The organism is Luteibacter sp. SVR4-7G (assembly GCF_056755555.1).
This window is the reverse complement of record NZ_JBPGXO010000005.1, coordinates 42287-63618: the sequence shown is the minus strand read 5'-3', so window position 1 is coordinate 63618 and position 21332 is coordinate 42287. Positions and strand designations below refer to the sequence as shown.

The 21332-nt window shown below is 66.9% G+C and carries 20 protein-coding genes and 1 tRNA gene; 3 read left to right on the top strand and 18 right to left on the bottom strand.

Features of this window, described 5'->3' with window-relative positions:
- Positions 1 to 3 precede the first annotated feature (3 nt).
- Genes mgtE through ACR9ZH_RS03180 form a run of 8 tightly spaced genes read right to left on the bottom strand, consistent with a single transcriptional unit; the run spans position 4 to position 7191 of the window.
- Positions 4 to 1431, bottom strand: coding sequence for a magnesium transporter (mgtE, locus tag ACR9ZH_RS03215; protein WP_481289323.1), 1428 nt, complete (start codon positions 1429 to 1431; stop codon positions 4 to 6).
- Entirely contained in the window at positions 1428 to 1901 is a 474-nt protein-coding gene (ispF, locus tag ACR9ZH_RS03210; RefSeq protein ID WP_481289322.1) for a 2-C-methyl-D-erythritol 2,4-cyclodiphosphate synthase, read from the bottom strand. Before ispF ends, mgtE begins: the two co-directional genes overlap by 4 nt.
- Positions 1901 to 2590, bottom strand: a complete 690-nt coding sequence (ispD, locus tag ACR9ZH_RS03205; protein WP_481289321.1) for a 2-C-methyl-D-erythritol 4-phosphate cytidylyltransferase — start codon at positions 2588 to 2590, stop codon at positions 1901 to 1903. The genes ispF and ispD overlap by 1 nt, the downstream gene beginning before the upstream one ends.
- Positions 2590 to 2919 carry a cell division protein FtsB gene (gene ftsB, locus ACR9ZH_RS03200; RefSeq protein ID WP_481289384.1) on the bottom strand — a complete coding sequence of 110 codons (330 nt, stop codon included), beginning with the start codon at positions 2917 to 2919 and terminating at the stop codon, positions 2590 to 2592. The genes ispD and ftsB overlap by 1 nt, the downstream gene beginning before the upstream one ends.
- Positions 2920 to 2942: 23 nt before the next feature.
- Positions 2943 to 4241: a phosphopyruvate hydratase gene (eno, locus tag ACR9ZH_RS03195; RefSeq protein ID WP_481289320.1), complete on the bottom strand. Its 1299-nt coding sequence runs from the start codon at positions 4239 to 4241 to the stop codon at positions 2943 to 2945.
- 10 nt (positions 4242 to 4251) lie between these two features.
- Positions 4252 to 4635: a hypothetical protein gene (locus tag ACR9ZH_RS03190; RefSeq protein ID WP_481289319.1), complete on the bottom strand. Its 384-nt coding sequence runs from the start codon at positions 4633 to 4635 to the stop codon at positions 4252 to 4254.
- Positions 4636 to 4684: 49 nt separating this feature from the next.
- A complete protein-coding gene (gene kdsA / locus ACR9ZH_RS03185) occupies positions 4685 to 5515 on the bottom strand; it encodes a 3-deoxy-8-phosphooctulonate synthase (RefSeq protein WP_481289318.1) in 831 nt (276 codons plus the stop codon).
- Positions 5512 to 7191, bottom strand: a complete 1680-nt coding sequence (locus ACR9ZH_RS03180; protein WP_481289317.1) for a CTP synthase — start codon at positions 7189 to 7191, stop codon at positions 5512 to 5514. Before ACR9ZH_RS03180 ends, kdsA begins: the two co-directional genes overlap by 4 nt.
- Positions 7192 to 7400: 209 nt before the next feature.
- Between ACR9ZH_RS03180 and ACR9ZH_RS03175 the strand changes: the two genes are divergently transcribed.
- On the top strand, positions 7401 to 9200 hold the full coding sequence (locus tag ACR9ZH_RS03175; protein WP_481289316.1) for an aminopeptidase P family protein: 1800 nt from the start codon (positions 7401 to 7403) through the stop codon (positions 9198 to 9200).
- A 111-nt stretch (positions 9201 to 9311) separates the two neighbouring features.
- Positions 9312 to 11198, top strand: coding sequence for a DNA topoisomerase IV subunit B (gene parE, locus ACR9ZH_RS03170; RefSeq protein WP_481289315.1), 1887 nt, complete (start codon positions 9312 to 9314; stop codon positions 11196 to 11198).
- A 7-nt stretch (positions 11199 to 11205) separates the two neighbouring features.
- Here parE and ACR9ZH_RS03165 read toward each other — a convergent pair whose 3' ends face one another.
- The 10 genes from ACR9ZH_RS03165 to pcnB all read right to left on the bottom strand — a co-directional run bounded on the left by ACR9ZH_RS03165 (position 11206) and on the right by pcnB (position 21103).
- A complete protein-coding gene (locus tag ACR9ZH_RS03165; RefSeq protein ID WP_481289314.1) occupies positions 11206 to 12120 on the bottom strand; it encodes a hypothetical protein in 915 nt (304 codons plus the stop codon).
- A 45-nt stretch (positions 12121 to 12165) separates the two neighbouring features.
- Positions 12166 to 13008, bottom strand: coding sequence for a hypothetical protein (locus ACR9ZH_RS03160; protein WP_481289313.1), 843 nt, complete (start codon positions 13006 to 13008; stop codon positions 12166 to 12168).
- Between the two features lie 108 nt (positions 13009 to 13116).
- Complete coding sequence (locus ACR9ZH_RS03155) at positions 13117 to 13899, bottom strand: hypothetical protein (protein WP_481289312.1); 783 nt, start codon at positions 13897 to 13899, stop codon at positions 13117 to 13119.
- 223 nt (positions 13900 to 14122) lie between these two features.
- The gene (gene pgi, locus ACR9ZH_RS03150; protein ID WP_481289311.1) at positions 14123 to 15757 is read right to left on the bottom strand and encodes a glucose-6-phosphate isomerase; all 1635 of its coding nucleotides are present in this window, start codon (positions 15755 to 15757) and stop codon (positions 14123 to 14125) included.
- Between the two features lie 71 nt (positions 15758 to 15828).
- Positions 15829 to 16209, bottom strand: coding sequence for an aspartate 1-decarboxylase (panD, locus tag ACR9ZH_RS03145; RefSeq protein WP_481289310.1), 381 nt, complete (start codon positions 16207 to 16209; stop codon positions 15829 to 15831).
- Between the two features lie 136 nt (positions 16210 to 16345).
- Positions 16346 to 17191 carry a pantoate--beta-alanine ligase gene (panC, locus tag ACR9ZH_RS03140; protein ID WP_481289309.1) on the bottom strand — a complete coding sequence of 282 codons (846 nt, stop codon included), beginning with the start codon at positions 17189 to 17191 and terminating at the stop codon, positions 16346 to 16348.
- A gap of 10 nt (positions 17192 to 17201) precedes the next feature.
- A complete protein-coding gene (gene panB, locus ACR9ZH_RS03135) occupies positions 17202 to 18044 on the bottom strand; it encodes a 3-methyl-2-oxobutanoate hydroxymethyltransferase (RefSeq protein WP_481289308.1) in 843 nt (280 codons plus the stop codon).
- A gap of 39 nt (positions 18045 to 18083) precedes the next feature.
- Positions 18084 to 19169, bottom strand: coding sequence for a GlcNAc-transferase family protein (locus ACR9ZH_RS03130; RefSeq protein WP_481289307.1), 1086 nt, complete (start codon positions 19167 to 19169; stop codon positions 18084 to 18086).
- Positions 19170 to 19226: 57 nt separating this feature from the next.
- Entirely contained in the window at positions 19227 to 19712 is a 486-nt protein-coding gene (gene folK / locus ACR9ZH_RS03125; protein WP_481289306.1) for a 2-amino-4-hydroxy-6-hydroxymethyldihydropteridine diphosphokinase, read from the bottom strand.
- Entirely contained in the window at positions 19709 to 21103 is a 1395-nt protein-coding gene (gene pcnB, locus ACR9ZH_RS03120) for a polynucleotide adenylyltransferase PcnB (protein ID WP_481289383.1), read from the bottom strand. The genes folK and pcnB overlap by 4 nt, the downstream gene beginning before the upstream one ends.
- Positions 21104 to 21249: 146 nt before the next feature.
- On the opposite strand from pcnB, the gene ACR9ZH_RS03115 reads away from it, so the two are divergent.
- A tRNA-Glu gene (locus ACR9ZH_RS03115) sits at positions 21250 to 21325 on the top strand.
- The last annotated feature ends 7 nt before the right edge of the window (positions 21326 to 21332 follow it).

Below are 21332 nucleotides of genomic sequence, written 5' to 3'. Positions count from 1 at the left end.
GCCCTACAGCAGGAACAGCGTGGCGAGGCCGAGGAAGATGAAGAAGCCTCCGCTGTCGGTCATCGCCGTGATGAGCACGCTGGAACCCAGCGCCGGATCGCGCCCGAGCTTCGTCATCAGCATGGGAATGCCCACGCCCATGAAGGCGGCGAGCAGGAGATTGAGCGTCATCGCCGCGGTCATGACCAATCCCAGCGACACGCTGCCGTAGAGCAGCCACGCGACGATGCCGATGGCGCCGCCCCAGACGATACCGTTGACCAGCGACACGGCCAGTTCCTTGCGCCACAGACGCCGCGCCTGGGAAACGCCGATCTGCTCCAGCGCCATGGCGCGGACGATCATCGTGATGGTCTGGTTGCCCGAATTGCCACCGATGCCCGCCACGATCGGCATGAGCGTCGCCAGGGCCACGAGCTTCTCGATGGAGTGCTCGAACAGGCCGATGACGCGCGAGGCGATGAAGGCAGTGACGAGGTTGATCGCCAGCCAGGCCCAGCGGTTCTGCACGGACTTCCATACGGAGGCGAAGATGTCTTCTTCCTCGCGCAGGCCGCCGCGCGACAGCGCCTCGGTTTCGCTCTCCTCGCGGATGAAGTCGAGCATGGCGTCCACGGCGATGCGGCCGATGAGGCGCTGCTGCGTATCGACGACGGGTGCGGTGACCAGGTCGTAGCGTTCGAAGGCCTGGGCCACGTCGTAGGCATCGTCTTCCGGACGGAAGGTGTTCACGTCCGGCGCCATGATCTCGTGGACCATCCTCTCCGGCGGATTCACCAGCAGCCAGTGCAGCGGCAGCACGCCGGTGAGCACGTTGTCCGCGTTCACGACGAACAGCTTGTCGGTCTGCGCCGGCAGCTCGTCGAAGCGGCGCAGGTAGCGCAGCACCACCTCGAGGCTGATGTCCTCGCGGATGGTGACCATGTCGAAGTCCATCAACGCGCCGACCTGGTCGTCCTCGTAGGACATCGCGGCCTGGACGCGCTCGCGCTCCTGGGCGTCGAGGCTGGCCATCAGTTCCGGCAGCACCTCGGTCGGCAGGTCGTCGACCAGGTCGGCCAGTTCGTCGGCGTCGAGCGGTTCGACGGCGGCGAGGATCTCGCGGTCGTCCATGTCCGCAATCAGCGATTCGCGGACGGAGTCCGAGACTTCGAGGAGGATGTCGCCATCGCGGTCCGAACGCACGCGCTGCCAGACGGCGAGACGGTCCCCCAGCGGCAACGACTCGAGCACGTCGGCCAGGTCGGCCGGATGCAATTCGTCGAGGCGTGCCTGTAATTCCGCATCGGTGGCTTCGAGCGCGGCTTCGTCGCCGTCGGGCACGGCACCGGCGAACGCAAGCAGGTCTTCCCTGCGGCGCAGCAGGTCCGTGATCGCCTCCAGCCGGTCGTGCAGCCGGGGCGTCGACGCGCGCGGCTCGGTCTCGCTCATGCGCGCACCACCAGAACGGTCGCGAGCGCCGCTATGCCTTCGCGGCGGCCGGTGAAGCCGAGGGTTTCGGTGGTGGTTGCCTTGATGCTGATGCGGTCCGCGTCCACGCCGAGGTCCGCGGCGATGGCCTCGCACATTTTCGGCGCGTGCGGGCCCACCTTCGGCGCTTCGCAGATCACGGTGATGTCGGCATTGCCGAGTTCGTAGCCGCGTTCGGCCAGCATGGCCGCGACGGCGCGCACGAAGCTCCGGCTGTCCGCGCCGCGCCATGTCTCGTCGGATGGCGGAAAATGCTTGCCGATATCGCCCAGGGCCAGGGCCCCGAGCAGGGCGTCGCACAGCGCGTGTAGCACCACGTCGCCGTCGGAATGCGCCAGCACGCCCCGCGTATGCGGCACCCGCACGCCACCCAGCATCACATGGTCGCCCTCGCCAAAAGCGTGGACGTCGAATCCTTGACCGATGCGCATTACCTGGTCCTCTCGAGCAGGAATTCCGCCAGGGCGAAATCCGCGGGCGTGGTCACCTTGATATTGTCTTCCGAACCTTCCACCAGCAAGGGCGACACGCCAAGCCGTTCCATCGCCATCGCTTCATCGCTCACCACGATACCCGTCTCGCCGGCAAGGCGAAGTGCACGAACCAGCGCCCCACGCCGGAACATCTGCGGCGTGAACGCGCGCCACCGCCGCTCCCGCGGCTCGGTGGCGATGCTGCGACAGCCGTCGTCCGCACGCTTCAGGGTGTCACGCAGCGGCGCACCCAGCAATCCGCCCTCCCCCTGCCCCGCCCGCTCGATGAGCCGGGTGATGTCGTCGGCCCGCACGCATGGGCGCGCTGCATCGTGGACGAGCACGAAGTCGCCGTCCGCCACGGATGAGGGCAAGGCCAAAAGCCCTGCCAGCACCGAATCGGCACGCTCGCCGCCACCGGTCGCCACGAGCAGCGGCTTGCCGCCGATGCTCTCCACGGCGGCGAAATGGCGATCGTCCGCCGCGATCGCCAACACGAAGCCGGCGATGAGCGGATGCGTGGCCAGACGCTCGAGCGTGCGGTCGAGCATCGGCCGTCCGGCGATGGGCTGGTATTGCTTCGGCCGGTCGCCGCCTGCGCGGACGCCTCTACCAGCGGCCGGCAGGACACACCACAGCGCGTCCATCACTGGCCGCCGGGGGCGACGGGCGGAGGCGGCGGGGGCGCGCTCGTGGCGGCCCCCGGTTCGACCACCTGGTAGAACGTTTCGCCGGGCTTGATCAGGCCCAGTTCCTGGCGGGCCCGCGCCTCGGTGGCCTGCTCGCCGTGCTTCAGGTCTTCCACGTCGGCGGCCAGCGCCTGGTTGCGCTTCTGCAATCCCGCGTTCTCCTCGGTCTGCTTCCTGACCGATTCGCGCAGCGACTCGACCTCGGCCATGCCCCCACCGCCGACCCACAGCTTCAGCTGTAGCGCGATGAGGATGATGACGAGGATCAGACCGACCCAGCGCAGGATTGCCGCGTTACTCAAGAGAGGACTCAGCCAGGCAGCTTCGACAGGTTCGGGAACGCGGCGCGCCCGGCATACTTCGCCTTCGCGCCGAGTGCTTCCTCGATGCGCAGCAGCTGGTTGTACTTCGCCACGCGGTCGGTCCGGCACAGCGAGCCGGTCTTGATCTGCGTCGCGGTGGTGGCCACGGCGATGTCGGAGATGGTGGTGTCCTCGGTTTCGCCCGAACGATGCGAGACGATGGCCGCGTACTTCGCGCGGTCGGCCATGGCGATGGCCTCGAGCGTCTCGGACAGCGTACCGATCTGGTTGACCTTGATCAGGATGGCGTTGGCGATCTTCTTGTCGATGCCTTCCTGGAAGATCTTCGGATTGGTGACGAACAGGTCGTCGCCGACCAGCTGGATGCCTTCGCCGAGGACTTTCGTCAGATGGGCCCAGCCGGTCCAATCGCCTTCGGCCATGCCGTCCTCGATCGTGACGATCGGATATTGCTTCGCCCAGGAGGCCAGCGTGTCGACCCACTGTTCCGGCGTGAAGACCTTGCCCTCGCCCTCGAGGTCGTACTTGCCGTCCTTGAAGAACTCCGAACTGGCCACGTCGAGGCCGAGCAGGATGTCGCTGCCGACCTTGTAACCGGCCTTGTTCACCGCCTCGAGGATGGTGTCCAGCGCTTCCACGTTGGACTTGAGGTTCGGCGCGAAACCGCCTTCGTCGCCCACCGCGGTATTGAGGCCGCGGCCCTTGAGCACGGACTTCAGCGCGTGGAAGATCTCGGCGCCATAACGCAGCGCCTCGGCGAAGTTCGGCGCGCCGACCGGAAGCACCATGAACTCCTGCACGTCGACGTTGTTGTCGGCATGGGCGCCGCCGTTGATGATGTTCATCATCGGCACCGGCAGCGAACCGCCGCCGTCCACCATCAGGTATTGCCACAGCGCCTGCTTGCGCGAGGCGGCCACGGCGTGCGCGGCGGCCATCGAGACGCCGAGCAGCGCGTTGGCACCCAGCTTGCCCTTGTTGTCGGTGCCGTCGAGCGCGATCAGCTTCGTGTCCAGGCCCTTCTGGTCGGCGGCGTCGAAGCCGGCCAGCGCCTTCGCGATCGTGGTATTCACGTTCGCCACCGCGTTCTTCACGCCCTTGCCGCCATAGCGGCTCTTATCGCCGTCGCGCAGTTCCACGGCTTCGCGCGTGCCGGTGGAGGCGCCGCTGGGCACCGCGGCGCGGCCGAACGAACCGTCGGCGAGGGTCACCTCGGCTTCGAGGGTCGGGTTACCGCGCGAATCGAGGATCTCGCGGGCGTGGATGGTGGTGATGGACGTGGTCATGCGCTTCCCGTTACGAGTTGGAATGACTGAAGAAGGTACCGACGAGCATGAGGCCCGCGGTACCGACGAGGATGAGTGCGTTGAGCCCGAGCCCGATCGCGCCGAACGTGCGGCGGCGGTCCTGGCGGCGCAGGGCGACGAATCCGAGGACGAGCCCGATCAGCGAGAGGGCCAGGAACGCGCACACGACGATGCCGACGAGGCCGAACACGCCCATGTGCTGTTCGGCATCGCCGGAGGCGACGATCAGTGCGGAGAAGGCGATGGCGGCCAGGATGACGAGGCCGGACACCAGGCCGATGACGAACGAGGCGACGCCGTGACCCGACTGTGGCATGCGCACCGCGTGCAGGCGGGGTGCGCCGGCATCGTGGATCCCGTTGTCGTCAGTCATCCAGCCGGCCTCCCCGCGATTGCGTCAATGATACCGTTCCGGGGAACGATCAGGCGTGCTTCGTGAACCCGCGGCGCTTCACGGCCTGGTCGAGTTCCATCAGGGTCTCGAGCAGTTCTTCCATCTGATCGAGCGGCCATGCGTTCGGCCCGTCGCTCAGCGCCTTGGCCGGGTCGGGATGGGTCTCGGCGAACAGGCCCGCCACGCCCACCGCCACCGCCGCACGCGCCAGCACCGGTACGAATTCGCGCTGGCCGCCGGAGCTGGTGCCCTGGCCGCCCGGCAACTGCACCGAATGGGTGGCGTCGAACACCACGGGGCAGCCCGTCTCGCGCATGACCGCGAGCGAACGCATGTCGGACACGAGGTTGTTGTAGCCGAAGCTCGCGCCGCGCTCGCAGACCATGATGTCGTGGTTGCCCACGTCGAAGGCCTTCTGCACGACGTTCTTCATGTCCCAGGGCGCGAGGAACTGGCCCTTCTTGATGTTCACCGGCTTGCCGGCGCGAGCCACGTTCTGGATGAAGTCCGTCTGGCGGGCGAGGAAGGCCGGGGTCTGCAGCACGTCGACGACGGCGGCGACCTCGTTCATCGGCGTGTATTCGTGCACGTCGGTAAGCACCGGCACGCCGATCTGCTTCTTCACGGCGTCGAGCACTTTCAGACCTTCTTCCATGCCCGGGCCGCGGAAGCTGGAACCGGAGGAGCGGTTGGCCTTGTCGAAGCTGGACTTGAAGATGAAGTTGATGCCCAGCCGGCCGGTGATCTCCTTCAGCTTGCCCGCGACGTCGAGCTGTAACTGCATCGATTCGATGACGCAGGGGCCGGCGATCAGGAACAGCGGCTGGTCGAGACCGGCCTCGAAACCACAAAGCTTCATGCAGCAGACTCCTCGGAGCGGACGGCGAGCTTCTCGCCTTCGCGAACGGCCTTGTATTCGCGCGCGGCGCGCACGAAGCCGATGAACAACGGGTGGCCTTCGCGCGGGGTGGAAGTGAACTCCGGATGCGCCTGGCAGCCGAGGAACCACGGATGCACCTGGCGCGGCAATTCGACGATCTCCACCAGCAGGTCGTCCATCGACTTGCCGGAGATGACGAGGCCCAGGTCCTCGAACGACTGGCGGTAACGGTTGTTGAACTCGTAGCGATGGCGGTGGCGCTCGCGCACCACGTCTTCGCCGTAGAGTTCGCGCGCCAGCGTGCCGGCCTTCAGGCGGCACTCCTGCGCGCCCAGGCGCATGGTACCCCCGAGGTCGGAGCGCTCGGAGCGCACCTCGGTTTCGCCGGTGGCGGTGGTCCACTCGGTGATCAGCGCGATGACCGGGTCGGGCGTGTTGCGGTCGTTCTCGCTCGAATCGGCCTGTGCCAGGCCGGCGATGTTGCGGGCGAACTCCACCACCGCGGCGTGCATGCCGTAGCAGATGCCGAAATAAGGCACGCCGGTTTCGCGGGCGAACTGGGCGGCGAGGATCTTGCCCTCGAAGCCGCGCTTGCCGAAGCCGCCGGGGACGAGGATGGCGTCGGCGTCGCCGAGCACCACGCGTGGACCGCGCGCCTCGACGTCTTCCGAATCCACCCAGCGCAGGTTCACCCGCGTGCTCTGCTTGATGCCGCCGTGGCGAAGCGCTTCGCCCAGCGACTTGTACGCGTCCTTGTGTTCCACGTACTTGCCGACGATGGCCACGGTGATCTCGTCGCGCGGATGCTCCACGGCCTCGACCGTGCGCTCCCAGCTGGAGAGGTCCGCCGGACCGGCGTCGAGGCCGAGGCGGCGGATGACCAGGTCATCCAGGCCCTGCTCGTGCAGCCACATGGGCAGCTTGTAGATGACGTCGACGTCGATCGTGCTGATGACGGCGTTTTTCGGCACGTTGGTGAACAGCGCTATCTTGTGGCGCTCGCCTTCGGGCAGCGGCTCTTCGCAACGGCACAGCAGCACGTCGGGCTGGATACCGATGGAGCGCAGTTCCTTCACCGAATGCTGGGTGGGCTTAGTCTTGATCTCGCCGGCGGCCTTGATGAACGGCACGAGGGTGAGGTGCACGAACATGCACTTCTCCGGGCCGTGCTCGATGCGCAACTGGCGGATGGCCTCGAGGAAGGGCAGCGATTCGATGTCGCCGACGGTACCGCCGATCTCCACCAGGGCCACGTCGAAGCCACGCGTGGCCTCGTGGATGGAATGCTTGATCTCGTCGGTGATGTGCGGGATCACCTGGACCGTGGCGCCCAGGTAATCGCCCCGGCGCTCCTTGCGGATCACGGACTCGTAGATCTTGCCGGCGGTGATGGAATTCTTGCCGGTAAGGCGCGTGCGCACGAAGCGCTCATAATGGCCCAGGTCGAGGTCGGTCTCGGCGCCATCGTCCGTGACGTACACCTCCCCGTGCTGGAAGGGGCTCATGGTGCCCGGATCCACATTGATGTACGGATCGAGCTTCATCATGGTCACGGAAAGACCACGCGCCTCGAGGATGGAGGCAAGCGACGCCGCTGCGATGCCTTTCCCAAGGGAAGACACCACGCCGCCGGTGACGAAAATCAGGGGAGTCATGCGAGCAGCCAGTGCTGGAAATTTGTATTTTACCCGAGTGCGTCCCCACTCGCGAGTGGGACCTGAACGGAAAAACCCGGCCCCGGCTCCCTGTAGGAGCGGCCCTGGCCGCGACAGCTTTTCGCGGGGCGCACCAGGGCCTGTGCGTTTCGCAAAAGGCTGTCGCGGCCAGGGCCGCTCCTACTGGGGCATTTCGCTACCATGGGGGGATGAGCACTTCCCCTATCCCCGCCCGCCTCGCCGTCCTCCGCGCGGCCATGGCACGTGAAGGCGTCGCCGCCGTCATCGTCCCCTCGGCCGATCCGCACCTCTCCGAGTACCTCCCGTCGCGCTGGCAGGCCCGGGAATGGTTTTCCGGCTTCACCGGTTCGGCCGGCACCCTGGTGGTGACCGCCACCGGCGGCGGCCTTTGGACCGACTCCCGGTACTTCTCGCAGGCCGAGGCCGAGCTGGCCGGCAGCGGATTGCCGCTGATGAAGCTCAACGTGGCGCACACGCCCGAGCACGTGGCCTGGCTGGCCGGACAACTCGGCGAAGGCGACGTGGTGGCCGTCGCGGGAGACAGCCTCGCCGTGGCCGCGGCGGAAAACCTCGCCCGGCGTCTCCAGGAAGCCGGAGCCAGCCTGCGCACGGACCTCGACCTGCCGGGGCTGGCCTGGGCCGATCGCCCTGCCCCGCCGGCGGCGCCCGTCTTCGCCCACGCTGCCCCCTTCGCCGCCGTGGCGCGTGCCGACAAGCTGCGTCACGTCCGCACCGCGATGCGCCGGGCCGGTGCCACGCACCACCTGCTGTCGAGCCTCGACGATATCGCCTGGCTGACCAACCTGCGCGGTGCGGATGTCGACTACAACCCGGTCTTCCTCGCCCACCTGCTGATCGGCGAAACCACGGCCACGCTGTTCGTCGACGGCGCCAAGGTTCCGGCCGAGGTCAAGGCCACGCTGGCAGCCGACGGCATCTCCCTGGCCGGCTACGCCACCGCCGCTTCGGCGATCGCCGCGCTCCCCGACGACGCCGTCCTGATGTATGACGCGAGCCGCGTCGTGGTAGCACTGCTCGAAGGCCTCTCCGCTCCGGTGAAGCAGGTCCGCGCGGCGAACCCGTCCACGGCGCAGAAGGCGCGCAAGACGCCGGAGGAGCTCGACCACATCCGCGACGTGATGCGCCGCGACGGCGCAGCGCTGGCCAGGGCCTTCCGGCGCATCGAGACGGGCGTCGCCGCCGGTGAGCCGCTTACCGAGCTGGATGTCGACACGATCGTCCGAGAGGCGCGCGCCGCACAGGCCGGCTTCATCGGCGAGAGCTTCTCCACCATCGCCGGCTACCAGGCGAACGGCGCCCTGCCGCATTACCGGGCCACGCCCGCGGGCTTCAGCCCGCTCGCGGCGAAGGGCCTTCTGCTGGTGGATTCCGGCGGCCAATACCTGGGTGGCACCACGGACATCACCCGTGTCCTGGCCCTCGGGCCGGTCACCGATGAGCAGCGCCGCGACGCCACGCTGGTGCTGAAGGGCATGATCGCGCTGTCCCGCGCGCGCTTCCCGAAGGGGGCCAGCGGCCCGCAGCTGGATGCCCTCGCCCGCGCTCCGCTCTGGGCCGCCGGCATGGACTTCGGACATGGCACGGGCCACGGCGTGGGTTACTTCCTCAACGTGCACGAGGGGCCGCACGGCATCCGGCCCCCGCTGGCCGGCGGCGCGCTGGTTCCCCTGGAAACCGGCATGATCACCTCGATCGAGCCGGGCCTGTACAAGCCGGGCCGCTACGGCATCCGCCACGAGAACCTCGCCGTGGTGACCCAGGCGGACAGCACCGAGTTCGGTGAATTCTTCGCCTTTGAAACGCTTACGCTCTGCCCGTTCGACCGCCGCGGGCTGGAGCCGCGCCTGCTCGAGCCTTCGGAACGGGCCTGGCTGGACGACTACCACGCCACGGTGCGCGCCGCGCTGTCGCCCCTGCTGGACGGAGCGGACCGCGAGTGGCTCGAATGGCATTGCGCGCCGTTGTAACGGCGCCCCCATCGCCGGCCGGTCTCGGGGCGTGATACGGGGCGCGCGCAGGCTTGACCGCCGCGACCCCAACGCCCCATCCTGCCCGGCTACGAACGAGCACCACACCCCATGAACACTCGCTACAACGCCTCAGACATCGAAGTCCTCAGCGGCCTTGACCCGGTCAAGCGCCGCCCCGGCATGTACACGGATACCTCGCGCCCGAACCACCTGGCGCAGGAAGTCATCGACAACTCCGTCGACGAGGCCCTGGCGGGACACGCGAAGATCATCGAGGTCGTCGTCTTCAACGACGGTTCGGTGGAGGTCACCGACGATGGCCGCGGCATGCCGGTGGACATCCATCCGGAAGAGAAGGTGCCGGGCGTCGAACTGATCCTCACCCGCCTGCACGCGGGCGGCAAGTTCTCGAACAAGAACTACGCGTTCTCCGGCGGCCTGCACGGCGTCGGCGTGTCGGTGGTGAACGCGCTTTCCTCGCGCGTGGACGTGACGATCCGCCGCGACGGCCAGGAATACCGGATGAGCTTCGCCAACGGCGACCGCGCCAGCGAGCTCGAGGTGATCGGCAGCGTGCCGAAGAAGAAGACCGGCACCACGTTGCGCTTCTGGCCGGACCCCAAGTACTTCGACACGCCGAAGATCCTCGTTTCGAAGCTCAAGCACCTGCTGCGCGCCAAGGCGGTGCTCTGCGCGGGCCTCACCGTGCGCCTGGTCGAGGAAGGCGGCGAGACCAGCGAGTGGTACTACGAGGACGGCCTGCCCGATTACCTGCGCGGCGAACTCCAGGGCGCCGAAGCCCTGCCGGCCGAGCTGTTCGTGAAACATTTCGCGCGCGACACCGATACGCTGGACGTCGCCCTCGCCTGGCTGCCGGAAGGCGACCTGGTGCAGGAAAGCTATGTCAACCTGATTCCCACCGCGCAGGGCGGCACGCACGTGAACGGCCTGCGCTCGGGCCTGACCAATGCCATCCGCGAGTTCTGCGACCTGCGCAACCTGCTGCCGCGGGGCGTGAAGCTGGCCCCGGAAGACGTGTGGGAACGCCTCGCCTTCGTGCTCAGCATCAAGTTGCAGGACGCGCAATTCGCGGGCCAGACGAAGGAGCGCCTGTCTTCGCGCAACGCCGCCGGCGTCGTCGAAGGCGTGGTGCACGATGCCTTCAGCCTCTGGCTCAACCAGCACGTGGAGCTCGGCGAGAAGATCGCCCAGCTCGCCATCGAACGCGCCAGCGCACGCCTCAAGGCGGCGAAGCAGGTGGTGCGCAAGAAGATCACCCAGGGTCCCGCCCTGCCGGGCAAGCTCGCCGACTGCGCCGCCACCGACCTCACCCGCACCGAACTCTTCCTCGTCGAGGGCGACTCGGCAGGCGGCTCGGCCAAGCAGGCGCGCGACAAGGACTTCCAGGCGATCCTTCCGCTGCGCGGCAAGATCCTCAACACCTGGGAAGTCGAATCCGGTGCCGTGCTCGCCTCGCAAGAGGTCCATGACCTCGCCGTGGCGATCGGCTGCGACCCGGGCAAGGACGACCTGTCCGGCCTGCGCTACGGCAAGGTGGTGATCCTCGCCGACGCCGATTCGGACGGACTGCACATCGCCACCCTGCTCTCTGCGCTGTTCCTGCGCCACTTTCCGGCGCTGGTGCGCGAGGGCCACGTGTTCGTGGCCATGCCGCCGCTGTTCCGCGTCGACGTGGGCAAGCAGGTGTTCTACTGCCTCGACGAGGAAGAAAAGCGCCTGATGCTCGAGAAGGTGGAACGGGAGAAGATGAAGGGTGCCGTGAGCGTCACGCGCTTCAAGGGCCTGGGTGAGATGAATCCGGCGCAGCTGCGCGAATCCACCATCCACCCGGACACGCGTCGCCTCGTCCAGCTCACGGTCGATGCCGACGACGGCACGCAGAAGCTGATGGACATGCTCCTCGCGAAGAAGCGTGCCGGCGACCGCAAGCAGTGGCTCGAGGAAAAGGGCGACCTGGCGACGCTGGAAGTCTGATCGACGATCAGGATTTACGAGACGGCGGCGGCGTTCCCTGGTCGGCCGGGTCATACGTGAAGCGCGCTCTCCCCGCGGGCGAGGTTGCCGGCGTCCAGCGGATGACCGGTACCCAGCGGTTCGTCGTCCTCAGGAAATCGTTCTGGTCGAGCTTCGCATCCGTACGGCGCTGCGCCACGTGATAAGGCGGCAGGCAGTCGTGGTGGTCGTAACAGTTGTCGCGATAGAAGAAGGCCTCCAGGGGCATGCGCACGCCGACGTTCTGGGGCCAGGCTTCCAGCACGACCTCATTGCGCCGGAAGACGCCTCGCGCCTGGCGCACCAGTTTCGCCTGGATCCAGGCGTGGGCCGTATCTTCCGCCCCGTACGACACGTCGAAGGCGCATTGGTCCCGGTCGTCGGTGAAGCGATCGAGCCACTGCGCCGCGCTGAACACGCCCTGTTTCTGGCACACCACCCGGCAACGGTCCGGACCTTCCGTCCATGCGTCCTGCGGATAGATGCAGCGCACGTTGAGCTGTAGATACTGGCCCGGCACGTCGTCGGCGTAGAACCAGGGATAGACGATGAAGCCGTTGCCGGAAGGAAGGTTCTCCGGAAAGTTGGAGTCCTGGCGCAGCCACGAGAACGCCACGCCCCACGAGGCGGTGGCCGGGTTGGGGAGCCAGGAGCGGTAGGCCAGCGAATATTCCGTCGAGCGCATCAGGATGCCCGAGCACAGGAAGGCGGGACGCGTGGGGGTCCCGCAATCGTCCCTCGCTTCCTCATAGCGCTCCGTGAGATGCATCGCGACGGTAGGGCCGTCTTCGGTGATCGTCGCGGGTGTCGCTGAGGGAGTCCGGTCCGGTTGTTTCTGGAGACAGCCAGCCAGTGCAAAGGCAAGGGCCACGTTCGCCAGGAACCGCTTCGGCAGGACATCCATACGCAGTTTTCCTTCCATGGAAGTGAACGCACAGCGCCTTGTTGCCTAGTTGGCGATGGCCTGGTCCGCCGGGTCATAGGTGAAGATCGCCCGGCCGTTCATCGATGGCGGCGGGGTCCAGCGGATGATCGGCACCCAACGGCCCGCGGTGGCCTTGAAATCCATCTGGTCGTTCTTCGCATTGGCGAGGGCCGCGGCGTTGTTGGCGGTATAGAAGAACGCCTCCAGGGGCATGTTGGCGTGCGTATCCTGCGGCCACATGGCCAGCATGATTTCATTCCACACGAACAACCCCCGGGCCTTCCGGACTTCCACGATCTGCATCCATGCCTGCGCGGGGTTCGGCGCGGCGTCGCCGGGCGCTATCTTGAACGCGCAGCCATAGTTGCCGACGGGATAGGTTGCCAGCCACTGCGCGGCAGTCGTCACGCCGGACCGGTGGCAAGGCGTCCTGCACTTGTCCGGGAGGCTTCCGGTGCCGGCGTCCTGCACGTAGCCGCAATTCACGATCAGCTGGTAGAAGTACGGATCGTCCGAGTAGTAATGGGGATAGACGATGAAACCGTTCGGATAAAGCGTCCTGGGGAAATTCGAATCCTGGCGAAGCCAGGAAAACGAAACACCGCCGGCGGATGTGTTCGGATTGGGTATCCAGGAATGGAATCCGGGCGACCAGTTGGTTCCCCGCATCAGCACTCCGGAGCAGAGGACGGCGGGCGTGTAGCTCGGCCGGCATTCCGTCCAGTCCTGGTTGTAGCGCTCTTCGAGGTGTTCCGCGACCACAGGGCCGCTTTCCGTCGGAGGCGCGTGAAGCTGCTGCGTGGCGCAGCCGGCGACCAGTGCCAGCAAGACGACAAGAGACAACCAGCCTTTACGGAGACCTTCCATGGCGCTGCTCCATCCTTGAGCGACCGTGCGGCCTTACTTTGCACCGCATCCGATCGAGCGCGCGATATGACCAACGTTGTAGGAGCGCCATGGGATTTTTTGGCAGGATCAGTTCGCTATGGCCTGGTCGGCCGCGTTGAACTCGAACATCGCCCTGCCGTTGATCGCAGCCGGGGGCGTCCAGCGGATGATCGGCACCCAGCGCCCCGCCGTGGCCTTGAAGTCCTTCTGGTCATTCTTCGCATTGTTCAGCGCCGTCGCGTTCCCGGACGTGTAAAAGAACGCCTCGAGCGGCATGTTGGCATGTGTGTTCTGCGGCCATATGGCCAGCATGATTTCGTTCCATGCGAAGATGGCGCGTGCCTTCCTAACCGCAACGATCTGCATCCATGCCTGCGCGGGGTTCGGCGCGGCATCGCCAGGCGCGATCTTGAAGGCGCAGCCGTAGGAACCGGCGGGATATTTGGACAGCCACTGCGACGCCGTGGTGATCCCTGCCCGATGACAAGGCGTACGGCATTTGTCGGGAAGGCTCCCGGTTCCCGCGTTGATGACGTAACCGCAGTTGATGATCAGCTGGTAGAAATACGGGTCATCGGAAAAATAGTGCGGGTACACGATGAAGCCGTTCGGGTACGCCGTCCGCGGAAAGTTCGAATCCTGGCGCAGCCACGAAAACGAGACACCGCCGGCAGACGTCGCCGGATTGGGGATCCAGGAATGGAATCCCGTCGACCAGGCGGTCCCGCGCATCAATACCCCGGAGCACAGCACGGCCGGCGTGTAGGCGGGCCGGCATTCGGTCCAGTCCTGGTTGTAGCGCTCCTGCAAATGCCGCGCGACGTCCGGCCCGGCTTCCGTGGGTGGCGCCAGCACGACGGCGGCTGGCACGGCCTGCACCGCCCAGGCTGCGAACAGAAACAAAGAGACGATCGCAAGCGATCGGAAACGGCGTCGCTCCATGAGCCTTCTCCCCATCCATGGGTAGTTGACGGCTCGATTGTGCGGCGAATGCAGCGGCGCAAGCGATACGCCAGCGGTCGTAGGCGGAGGCGACTTCTTTTGGCAGGGCGAAACGAAAAAACCCGGCCGGAGCCGGGTTTTTCTCAGCCGATCAGCGGCGCGCCCGGATCGCGCTTATCAAGGCGCGCGTGGCACCGTCGAACTGGTCGAGGTCGCCCGGGTCCTTGTCGTTGGCGAGCGATGGGTAAATCTGCTTGGCGATCACCTTGCCCAGCTCCACACCCCACTGGTCGAACGCGTTGATGCCCCAAAGGTGGCCGAGCATGAACACCTTGTGCTCGTACAGCGCGATCAGCGCACCGAGCGAATGCGGGGTCAGCGAATCGAGCATGAACACCGTGCTCGGACGGTCGCCCTTGAAGGTGCGCTGCGCGGCGAGCGCACGGCGCTCCGCTTCACTGCCGCTCTTCGCTTCGGCCAGCGCTTCGTCGAAGGTCTTGCCCAGCGAAAGCGCCGCGGCCTGCGCCAGCAGGTTGGACAGCAATACGTCGTGGTTCTCGCGCAGGGGGTGCGCCGGCTTCACCAGGCCGATGAATTCCAGCGGTACGGTATCGGTGCCCTGGTGCAGCGCCTGGAAATACGCGTGCTGCGCATTCGTGCCGATGCTGCCCCAGACGACCGGCACGGTGGGCTGGCTCACTTCGCTGCCGTCGTCCGGATGCACATGCTTGCCCAGGCTCTCCATTTCCAGCTGCTGCAGGTAGGACGGGAGATCGGCAAGGGAATCGACGTACGGCACCACGGCGCGGCTGCTGCGGCCGAGGATGTTGCGGTTCCAGACCTCGGCGATCGTCAGCAGCACCGGCAGGTTGTCCTGCCATTCGGCGGTGCGGAAATGGTCGTCGGCTTCGGCGGCACCGGCGAGCAGCTCGCGGAAGCCCTTCATGCCAATGGAGAAGGCGATCGATGCGCCCACCGCGGACCACAGCGAGAAACGGCCGCCGACGTAGTCCCACATCGGCAGCACCTGAGATGCGCCCCACTTCTGCACCGCTTCGACGTTCGAGCTCACGGCGATGAAATGCTTCGCCGTCTTCTGTTCGTCGCCGCCGTTGGCCTTCAGGATCCAGTTGCGGAACACCCCGCCGTTGAGCAGGGTTTCCTGCGTGTTGAAGCTCTTGGACACGAGGATGACCAGCGTGTGCGCCGGGTCGAGGCTGTTCATCAGGTCCGTCGCGGCCTGGCCGTCGACGTTGGTCAGGAAGTGGCTGGTGATGCCCTTGACATGGAACTGTTCCAGCGCATGCACGGCGAGGCGCGGACCGAGGTCGGACCCGCCGATGCCGATGTTCACCACGTCGGTGACCCCGCCGATCAATCCCACCGACTCGCCCTCGCCCCGGTGCACGGCGTTGACGATGGTTTCCATCTTGTCCAGGGCGTCGGCGACGTCCTTGCGGACCTCTGCCGGCGCCGCCGGATGGCGCGACGCAGCACCGCGCAGGGCCGTGTGCAGCACCGCGCGATCCTCGGAGGTATTGATGTGCTTGCCCTCGAACATCGCGTCGCGCGCGGCCTTCCAGCCCGTGCTTTCGATGTAGGTCCCGACGGCATCGAGCGCGGCGATGTCGAGCTTCTGCCGCGATATGTCGAGGAGGATGGGGCCCATGCGCTTGCGCAGGCGTTCCCCGCGGGCGGCGTCCTGCACGAGCTGGCGCAGGTGGGTCCCGGCGAGGCGGGAGGCGTGCTCTTCGAACGAGGGCAACGGTGCGTGCTTTGATTCCATGGCTTCCACTTGGCTGCAACGGAGGGGAAGCAGCGATCTTACCGCAGTGCAGCGCAAGTGGATTGTATGGATCAGGCCGCCTGCTTCGGAATCGAATGGTTCGTGTGGGTGATGAGGTTGTTCTGGTCCACGTAGACGAGGTCCGGCTGGTACTTCGCCAGTTCCGCCTCCGACAGGCCCACGAACGCGGCGATGATCAGAAGATCGCCCGTGGACACGCGGCGCGCCGCGCTGCCGTTCACCGAGATGATGCCGGAGCCCTCTTCCGCACGCAGCGCATAGGTGACGAAGCGCTCGCCGTTGCTGATGTTCCAGGCGTGGATCTGCTCGTACTCGCGTATGCCGGCGGCATCGAGCAGGATGCCGTCGATGGCGATCGAACCTTCGTAGTTCAGCTCGGCGTGAGTCACCGTGGCGCGGTGGATCTTGCACTTGAGCATGTTGAGGTGCATGGCGGTCTCTGGGGTTCGTTAGTGCAAAACGCCCATTCTAACGGAGGGTTGCCCGTCCGTCGCGAGGGCTTCCTCTGTTGCTGCGCTTTATGGGGGACCGCGCGATGAAACGCAAGTCCCCGCCCGTGAAGACGATTCAGTCGAACGGCAGGTTGTCGATCAGGCGGGTGGCGCCCAGGCGGGCGGCCACCAGGGCGATCAGGCCGTCCCGCTCGTCCGCGCCCGGCTCGCCAAGGTCCTCCGCACGTCGGATGGCCACGTAGTCAGGCACGAAGCCCGCCCGCTCCAGGCGCGCCCGGGCGGCCGTCTCCAGGGCCTGCCAGGCATGACCCTGGCGGAACAGGTCGCGCACCTGCTGGAGGGTGGCATGGATCATCGGCGCCCTGGCCCGCTCCTGTGCGGAGAGGTACTGGTTGCGTGAGCTCAGGGCCAGGCCGTCGTCGTCGCGCAACGTGGGGGCGGACATGACCTTCACCGGCAGCGACAGGTCGCGGACCATCCGCTCGATGACCTTCAGCTGCTGGAAGTCCTTCTGGCCGAAGACGGCCAGGTCCGGCTGGACCAGGCTGAACAGCTTGGCGACCACGGTGGCCACGCCATCGAAATGGCCGGGCCGGTGAGCACCTTCCAGCGTGTCGGTGATCACCGGCACGTGGATGCTTACGCTGGCCGTGGGACCGAAGGGATACATCGTGGCCACGTCGGGCGCGAACAAGATGTGGCATCCGGCCTCGGCGAGGCCGGCCTGATCCTGGGCCAGGGTGCGCGGATAGCGCTCGAAATCCTCTCCCGGACCGAACTGGGTCGGATTGACGAAGACGCTGGCGACGACGCGGTCGGCGCGCGCGCGGGCCAGCTTCAGGAGCGAATGGTGGCCTGCGTGCAGGTTGCCCATGGTCGGCACGAAGCCGACGGTATGACCGGCGGTGCGCCAGCCCCGGATCGCCGCACGAAGTGCGGCGGCATCGGTGACGGTCTGCATGGTGGTGTCCTCAGGTAAAGCTGTGCTCGATGCCAGGGAAGCGCTTCTCGCGCACGTCGTCGGCATAGGCGGCGATGGCAGCCTGGATGGAATCGCGGCCGGCGAGGAAGTTCTTGGAGAATCTGGGTCGCTTGCCCGGCGTCAGGGCGAGCATGTCGTAGACCACCAGTACCTGGCCATCGCAGTCCACGCCCGCGCCGATGCCGATGGTCGGGATCGACAGCTCGGCGGTGATCCGCGCCGCCAGCGCGGCGGGAACGCATTCGAGCACGAGCAGGTCCGCACCGGCGGCCTCGACCGCCTTCGCATCGGCGAAAAGGCGCTCGGCCGCTTCCTGAGTCTTTCCCTGCACCTTGTATCCACCGAAGCGGTTCACCGACTGCGGCGTGAGGCCCAGGTGGGCACAGACGGGGATGTCGCGCTCGGCCAGAGCGGCGATCACCTCGCAGATCCGGCCAGCGCCTTCGATCTTCACCATGGCCGCGCCGCCCTGCGCGACCAGCCGCGTGGCCGCATCGATCGCGGACGGCACGTCACGGTCGCTCATGAACGGAAGGTCCGCCACCAGCAAGGTCGAAGTCAGCCCCCGGGCCACGGCCGCGGTGTGGTAGACCATTTCCTCGATCGTGACCGGCAACGTGCTCTTCCGGCCTTGCACCACCATGCCCAGGGAATCGCCGACCAGGGCCACGTCGACTCCGGCGGATTCCAGTTGCGCGGCAAAACTCGCGTCGTAGGCGGTGAGCATCACGATCTTCCGGCCCTCGGCTTTCATCGCCTTCAGTCCCGGCACGGTCACCGGCTTGCGGGCCGGCGTACTCGCATTTTCGACGTACACGCTCTGTCGCCTCATGGGTAGAAACGGGAATTGTCCGCCTACCGGCGAGGTATCTCAAGGAAGCCAGGGCGCAGGCTTCAGCCTGGCTTCCCAGGCGCACCGTTCCAGAGCCAGGTCCTCGTCGGAGGGAGCGATGCGTGCGAAGGCCTCCGGGGTAGCCGCGCGCAGGGCGAAGCAGAGCCCCGCGTAGCGCTCGTAATCCTCGAGGCTGCGCCGCGGTCCCAGCCAGGTCACCGGTTCGGGCGCCCCATGCATGCCGAAGGCCGCCTCCGCCGCGGCCATCGCCCGCATGCCGAGCTGGGCGCCGTCCAGCGTGGTCTCGCCACGAGCCAGGGCCTTCGCCTGGTCCTCCCAGACCTTGGGCACGCCGTGGCGGCCGTAGTAGTGCCAGAGCACGTGCCGGGGCGGATGGAAGAGATCGTAGCCGTGCGTGTACGCGCGCACGGCGAGGGTGATCTCCTCGGTATTGAAGTAATGATCCGGATCGGCAGGTACGTCGCGGACGAAGCGCCCATCGGCGAAGGCGAACCCGCCGCTGAAGAACCTGGCCCGTACCGGCGCCACGCGACCCGCGGGAGAGTCGATCGGCGTCGATCGCGTGCGCACCACGCCCGGACCGCCGAACGCCACGAAATCGATCTGGTAGCCCTCCTCGCACCGCACCGGCACCGGCTGCCCGGGCTCGTACGCTGGCGGGTGCGCCACGAGCACGGGACGCGGGTATCGCTCGCCGCGGATCCGCTCCAGCATGCCGGTCAGCTGCTCGTCCCAGCCTTGCGCGAAACGATGGTGCGAATCGAGTTGCAGCGTGTAGTCCTCTCCGTCGAAGCCCTGCTGGGCGATCGCCCTCGCCCACCCGCAGCCGCGCGATTCGTTCATCGAATAGTCGAAGATCCGCAGGCAGGCACCGCGGCGTGCGAGCCGATGGTGGAGCCGCCCGTTGACGATGCTGCTGATCGTGTCGAAGCCCGCTGCGGCGAAACTGTCGGGCGAATCCCCCTCGTCGTGTTGCCAGCACACGCTGACATGCAGGCGATCGGGATACGTGGCACGGTCGACGAGGTCGACGAGGGTGGGCAGCAGTTCGGGATCCCGGTAGGCGGGAATCTGCACGAAAATAGTCTTTCCTGGCTCGTCCATGAGCGGTTCCTGATGTGCCTTCCTGGCACGGATCGATGCTACGCCCTCGCCGAAGCGCTAGGAAAGAGCTTCGCAACCCAGCGTATCAAGCGTTTCCAGCAAATTCGCGACCGTGCCCTGACCCGGAATCGCGTAGGCGGGATCGATGTCGGAGAGCGGCAGCAGTACGAAGGCGCGCTGCGCCATGCGCGGATGCGGTAGCTCGAGGCGTTCGTCGTGGACGATCGCGTCGCCGTAGGCGAGCAGGTCGAGGTCCAGGGTGCGCGGCCCCCAGCGTTCGCCGTCGCGCACGCGTCCGAAGGCCTGCTCGGTTGCCAGCAGCACGTCGAGCAAGGCGTGAGGGCTGAGCGAGGTATCGACCGCGATCGCCGCGTTCACGAAATCCGGCTGGTCGACGAGGCCCCAGGGCGGCGTGCGATAGAAGCGCGAACGCGCGGCAAGGTCGATCTCCGGATGGGCGGCCAGACGCGCGATGGCGGACTCCAGAGTCCGCCGCGCATCACCGAGATTGCCGCCCAGGCCGATGAAGGCACGCGCGTTCACGCGCCGCCCGGTTCGCCCTTGCCGCGCCCCACCGGCTTGCGCCGGCGGCGCTTCCGCACCGGAGCGCCACGCGCGGCCGACGGTTCGTGCGGGGGCACCCCACCGCCCCCGAGCGCCGCCGCCAGCATTTCCGGCGGAAGTTGCTGGGCATGCGCCCACCACTCGCCGAGTTCGCGCATGCGCGGCGATTCATGCGCGCGCAGCAGCAGGAAGTCGAAGGCGGCACGGAAGCGCGGGTGCGACATCAGGCGGAACACGCGCTTGCGGTGGATCTGCTCGAAGCGCGGCTGCAATGCCCAGATTTCTTCCATGGTGAAGGTGAAGCGGCGCGGGATGGCCACGCGCTGGCATTGCTCGCCCACGACGTGCACCGCGGCGCGCTGCCATGCCTCGTTGTCGTCGTAGCCCTGGGCGATCCAGCCCTGGGCCTGGTCGCGCACTTCGCCCCAGAGCAGGACGGCATAGAGGAAGGCCGGCGTGACCGACTTGCCCTCGGCGATGCGGGCATCGGTGTTCGCCAGGCCCTGCTCGACCAGCGCGCGGAGCGCGTGATCGCCGCGCTCGAGGGCGCGGGCCGTCGCCGGGAAGAGGAATTTCAGGAGGCCGCAGGCTTCGAGCATCTTGAAGCTCTTGAGGCCATGGCCGGCGAGGAACAGCTTCAGCGACTCGTCGAACAGACGGGCCGGCGAGGCCTCGCCGAGGAGGTGACCGAGCGTGGCGAAGGGCTCGGCGGCCTCCCGGTCGATGGTGAAACCGAGTTTCGCGGCCAGGCGGGCGGCGCGCAGCATGCGCACCGGGTCCTCGCGGTAGCGCTGCTCCGCGTCGCCGATGAGCCGCATGGTGCGGTCTTCGAGATCGCGCATGCCGCCGACATAGTCGCGCACGCTGAAGTCGGCGATGTCGTAATAGAGCGCGTTGACGCGGAAGTCGCGGCGGACGGCGTCTTCCTCGATCGTCCCCCAGATGTTGTCGCGCACGATCCGGCCGTCGACGATATGGCGGTCGCCGTCGCCGCCCTCCTCGCCGGTGCCGCGGAAGGTGGCCACCTCGATGATCTCCGGGCCGAAGACCACGTGGGCAAGGCGGAACCGTCGGCCGATCAGGCGGCAGTTGCGGAACAGCCCCTTCACCTCGTCCGGCGTGGCGTTGGTCGCGACGTCGAAATCCTTCGGGTGTCCGCCCAGCAGCAGGTCACGCACCGCGCCGCCGACGAGGTACGCGGCAAAGCCCGCGTCGTGCAGGCGATAAAGCACGCGCAACGCGGCCTTGCTGATGTTCTTGCGGGAGATGGAGTGCTGTTCGCGCGGGATGATGCGCATGACCGGCGGAACGTCACTCCTGGTATCGGGATTCAAGCGGTCGAAATCCTGGCGGACGCCCCGGCGCCCAATCAAATGGCTTCCCCCAACCGTCTGCCGGTGGGGATGAATGGGCCAAATGTAACGAATTCGGCCCCATTCGACGAGCGGCCGGGAAACCCATTGCCGGCTCGCCGAATTAGGCTATACTAGCGCGCTTCGTACTTCCGGTACGACCCGCTCCCTTCGTCTAGTGGTCCAGGACACCGCCCTCTCAAGGCGGGAACACGAGTTCGAACCTCGTAGGGAGCGCCACTTTCCT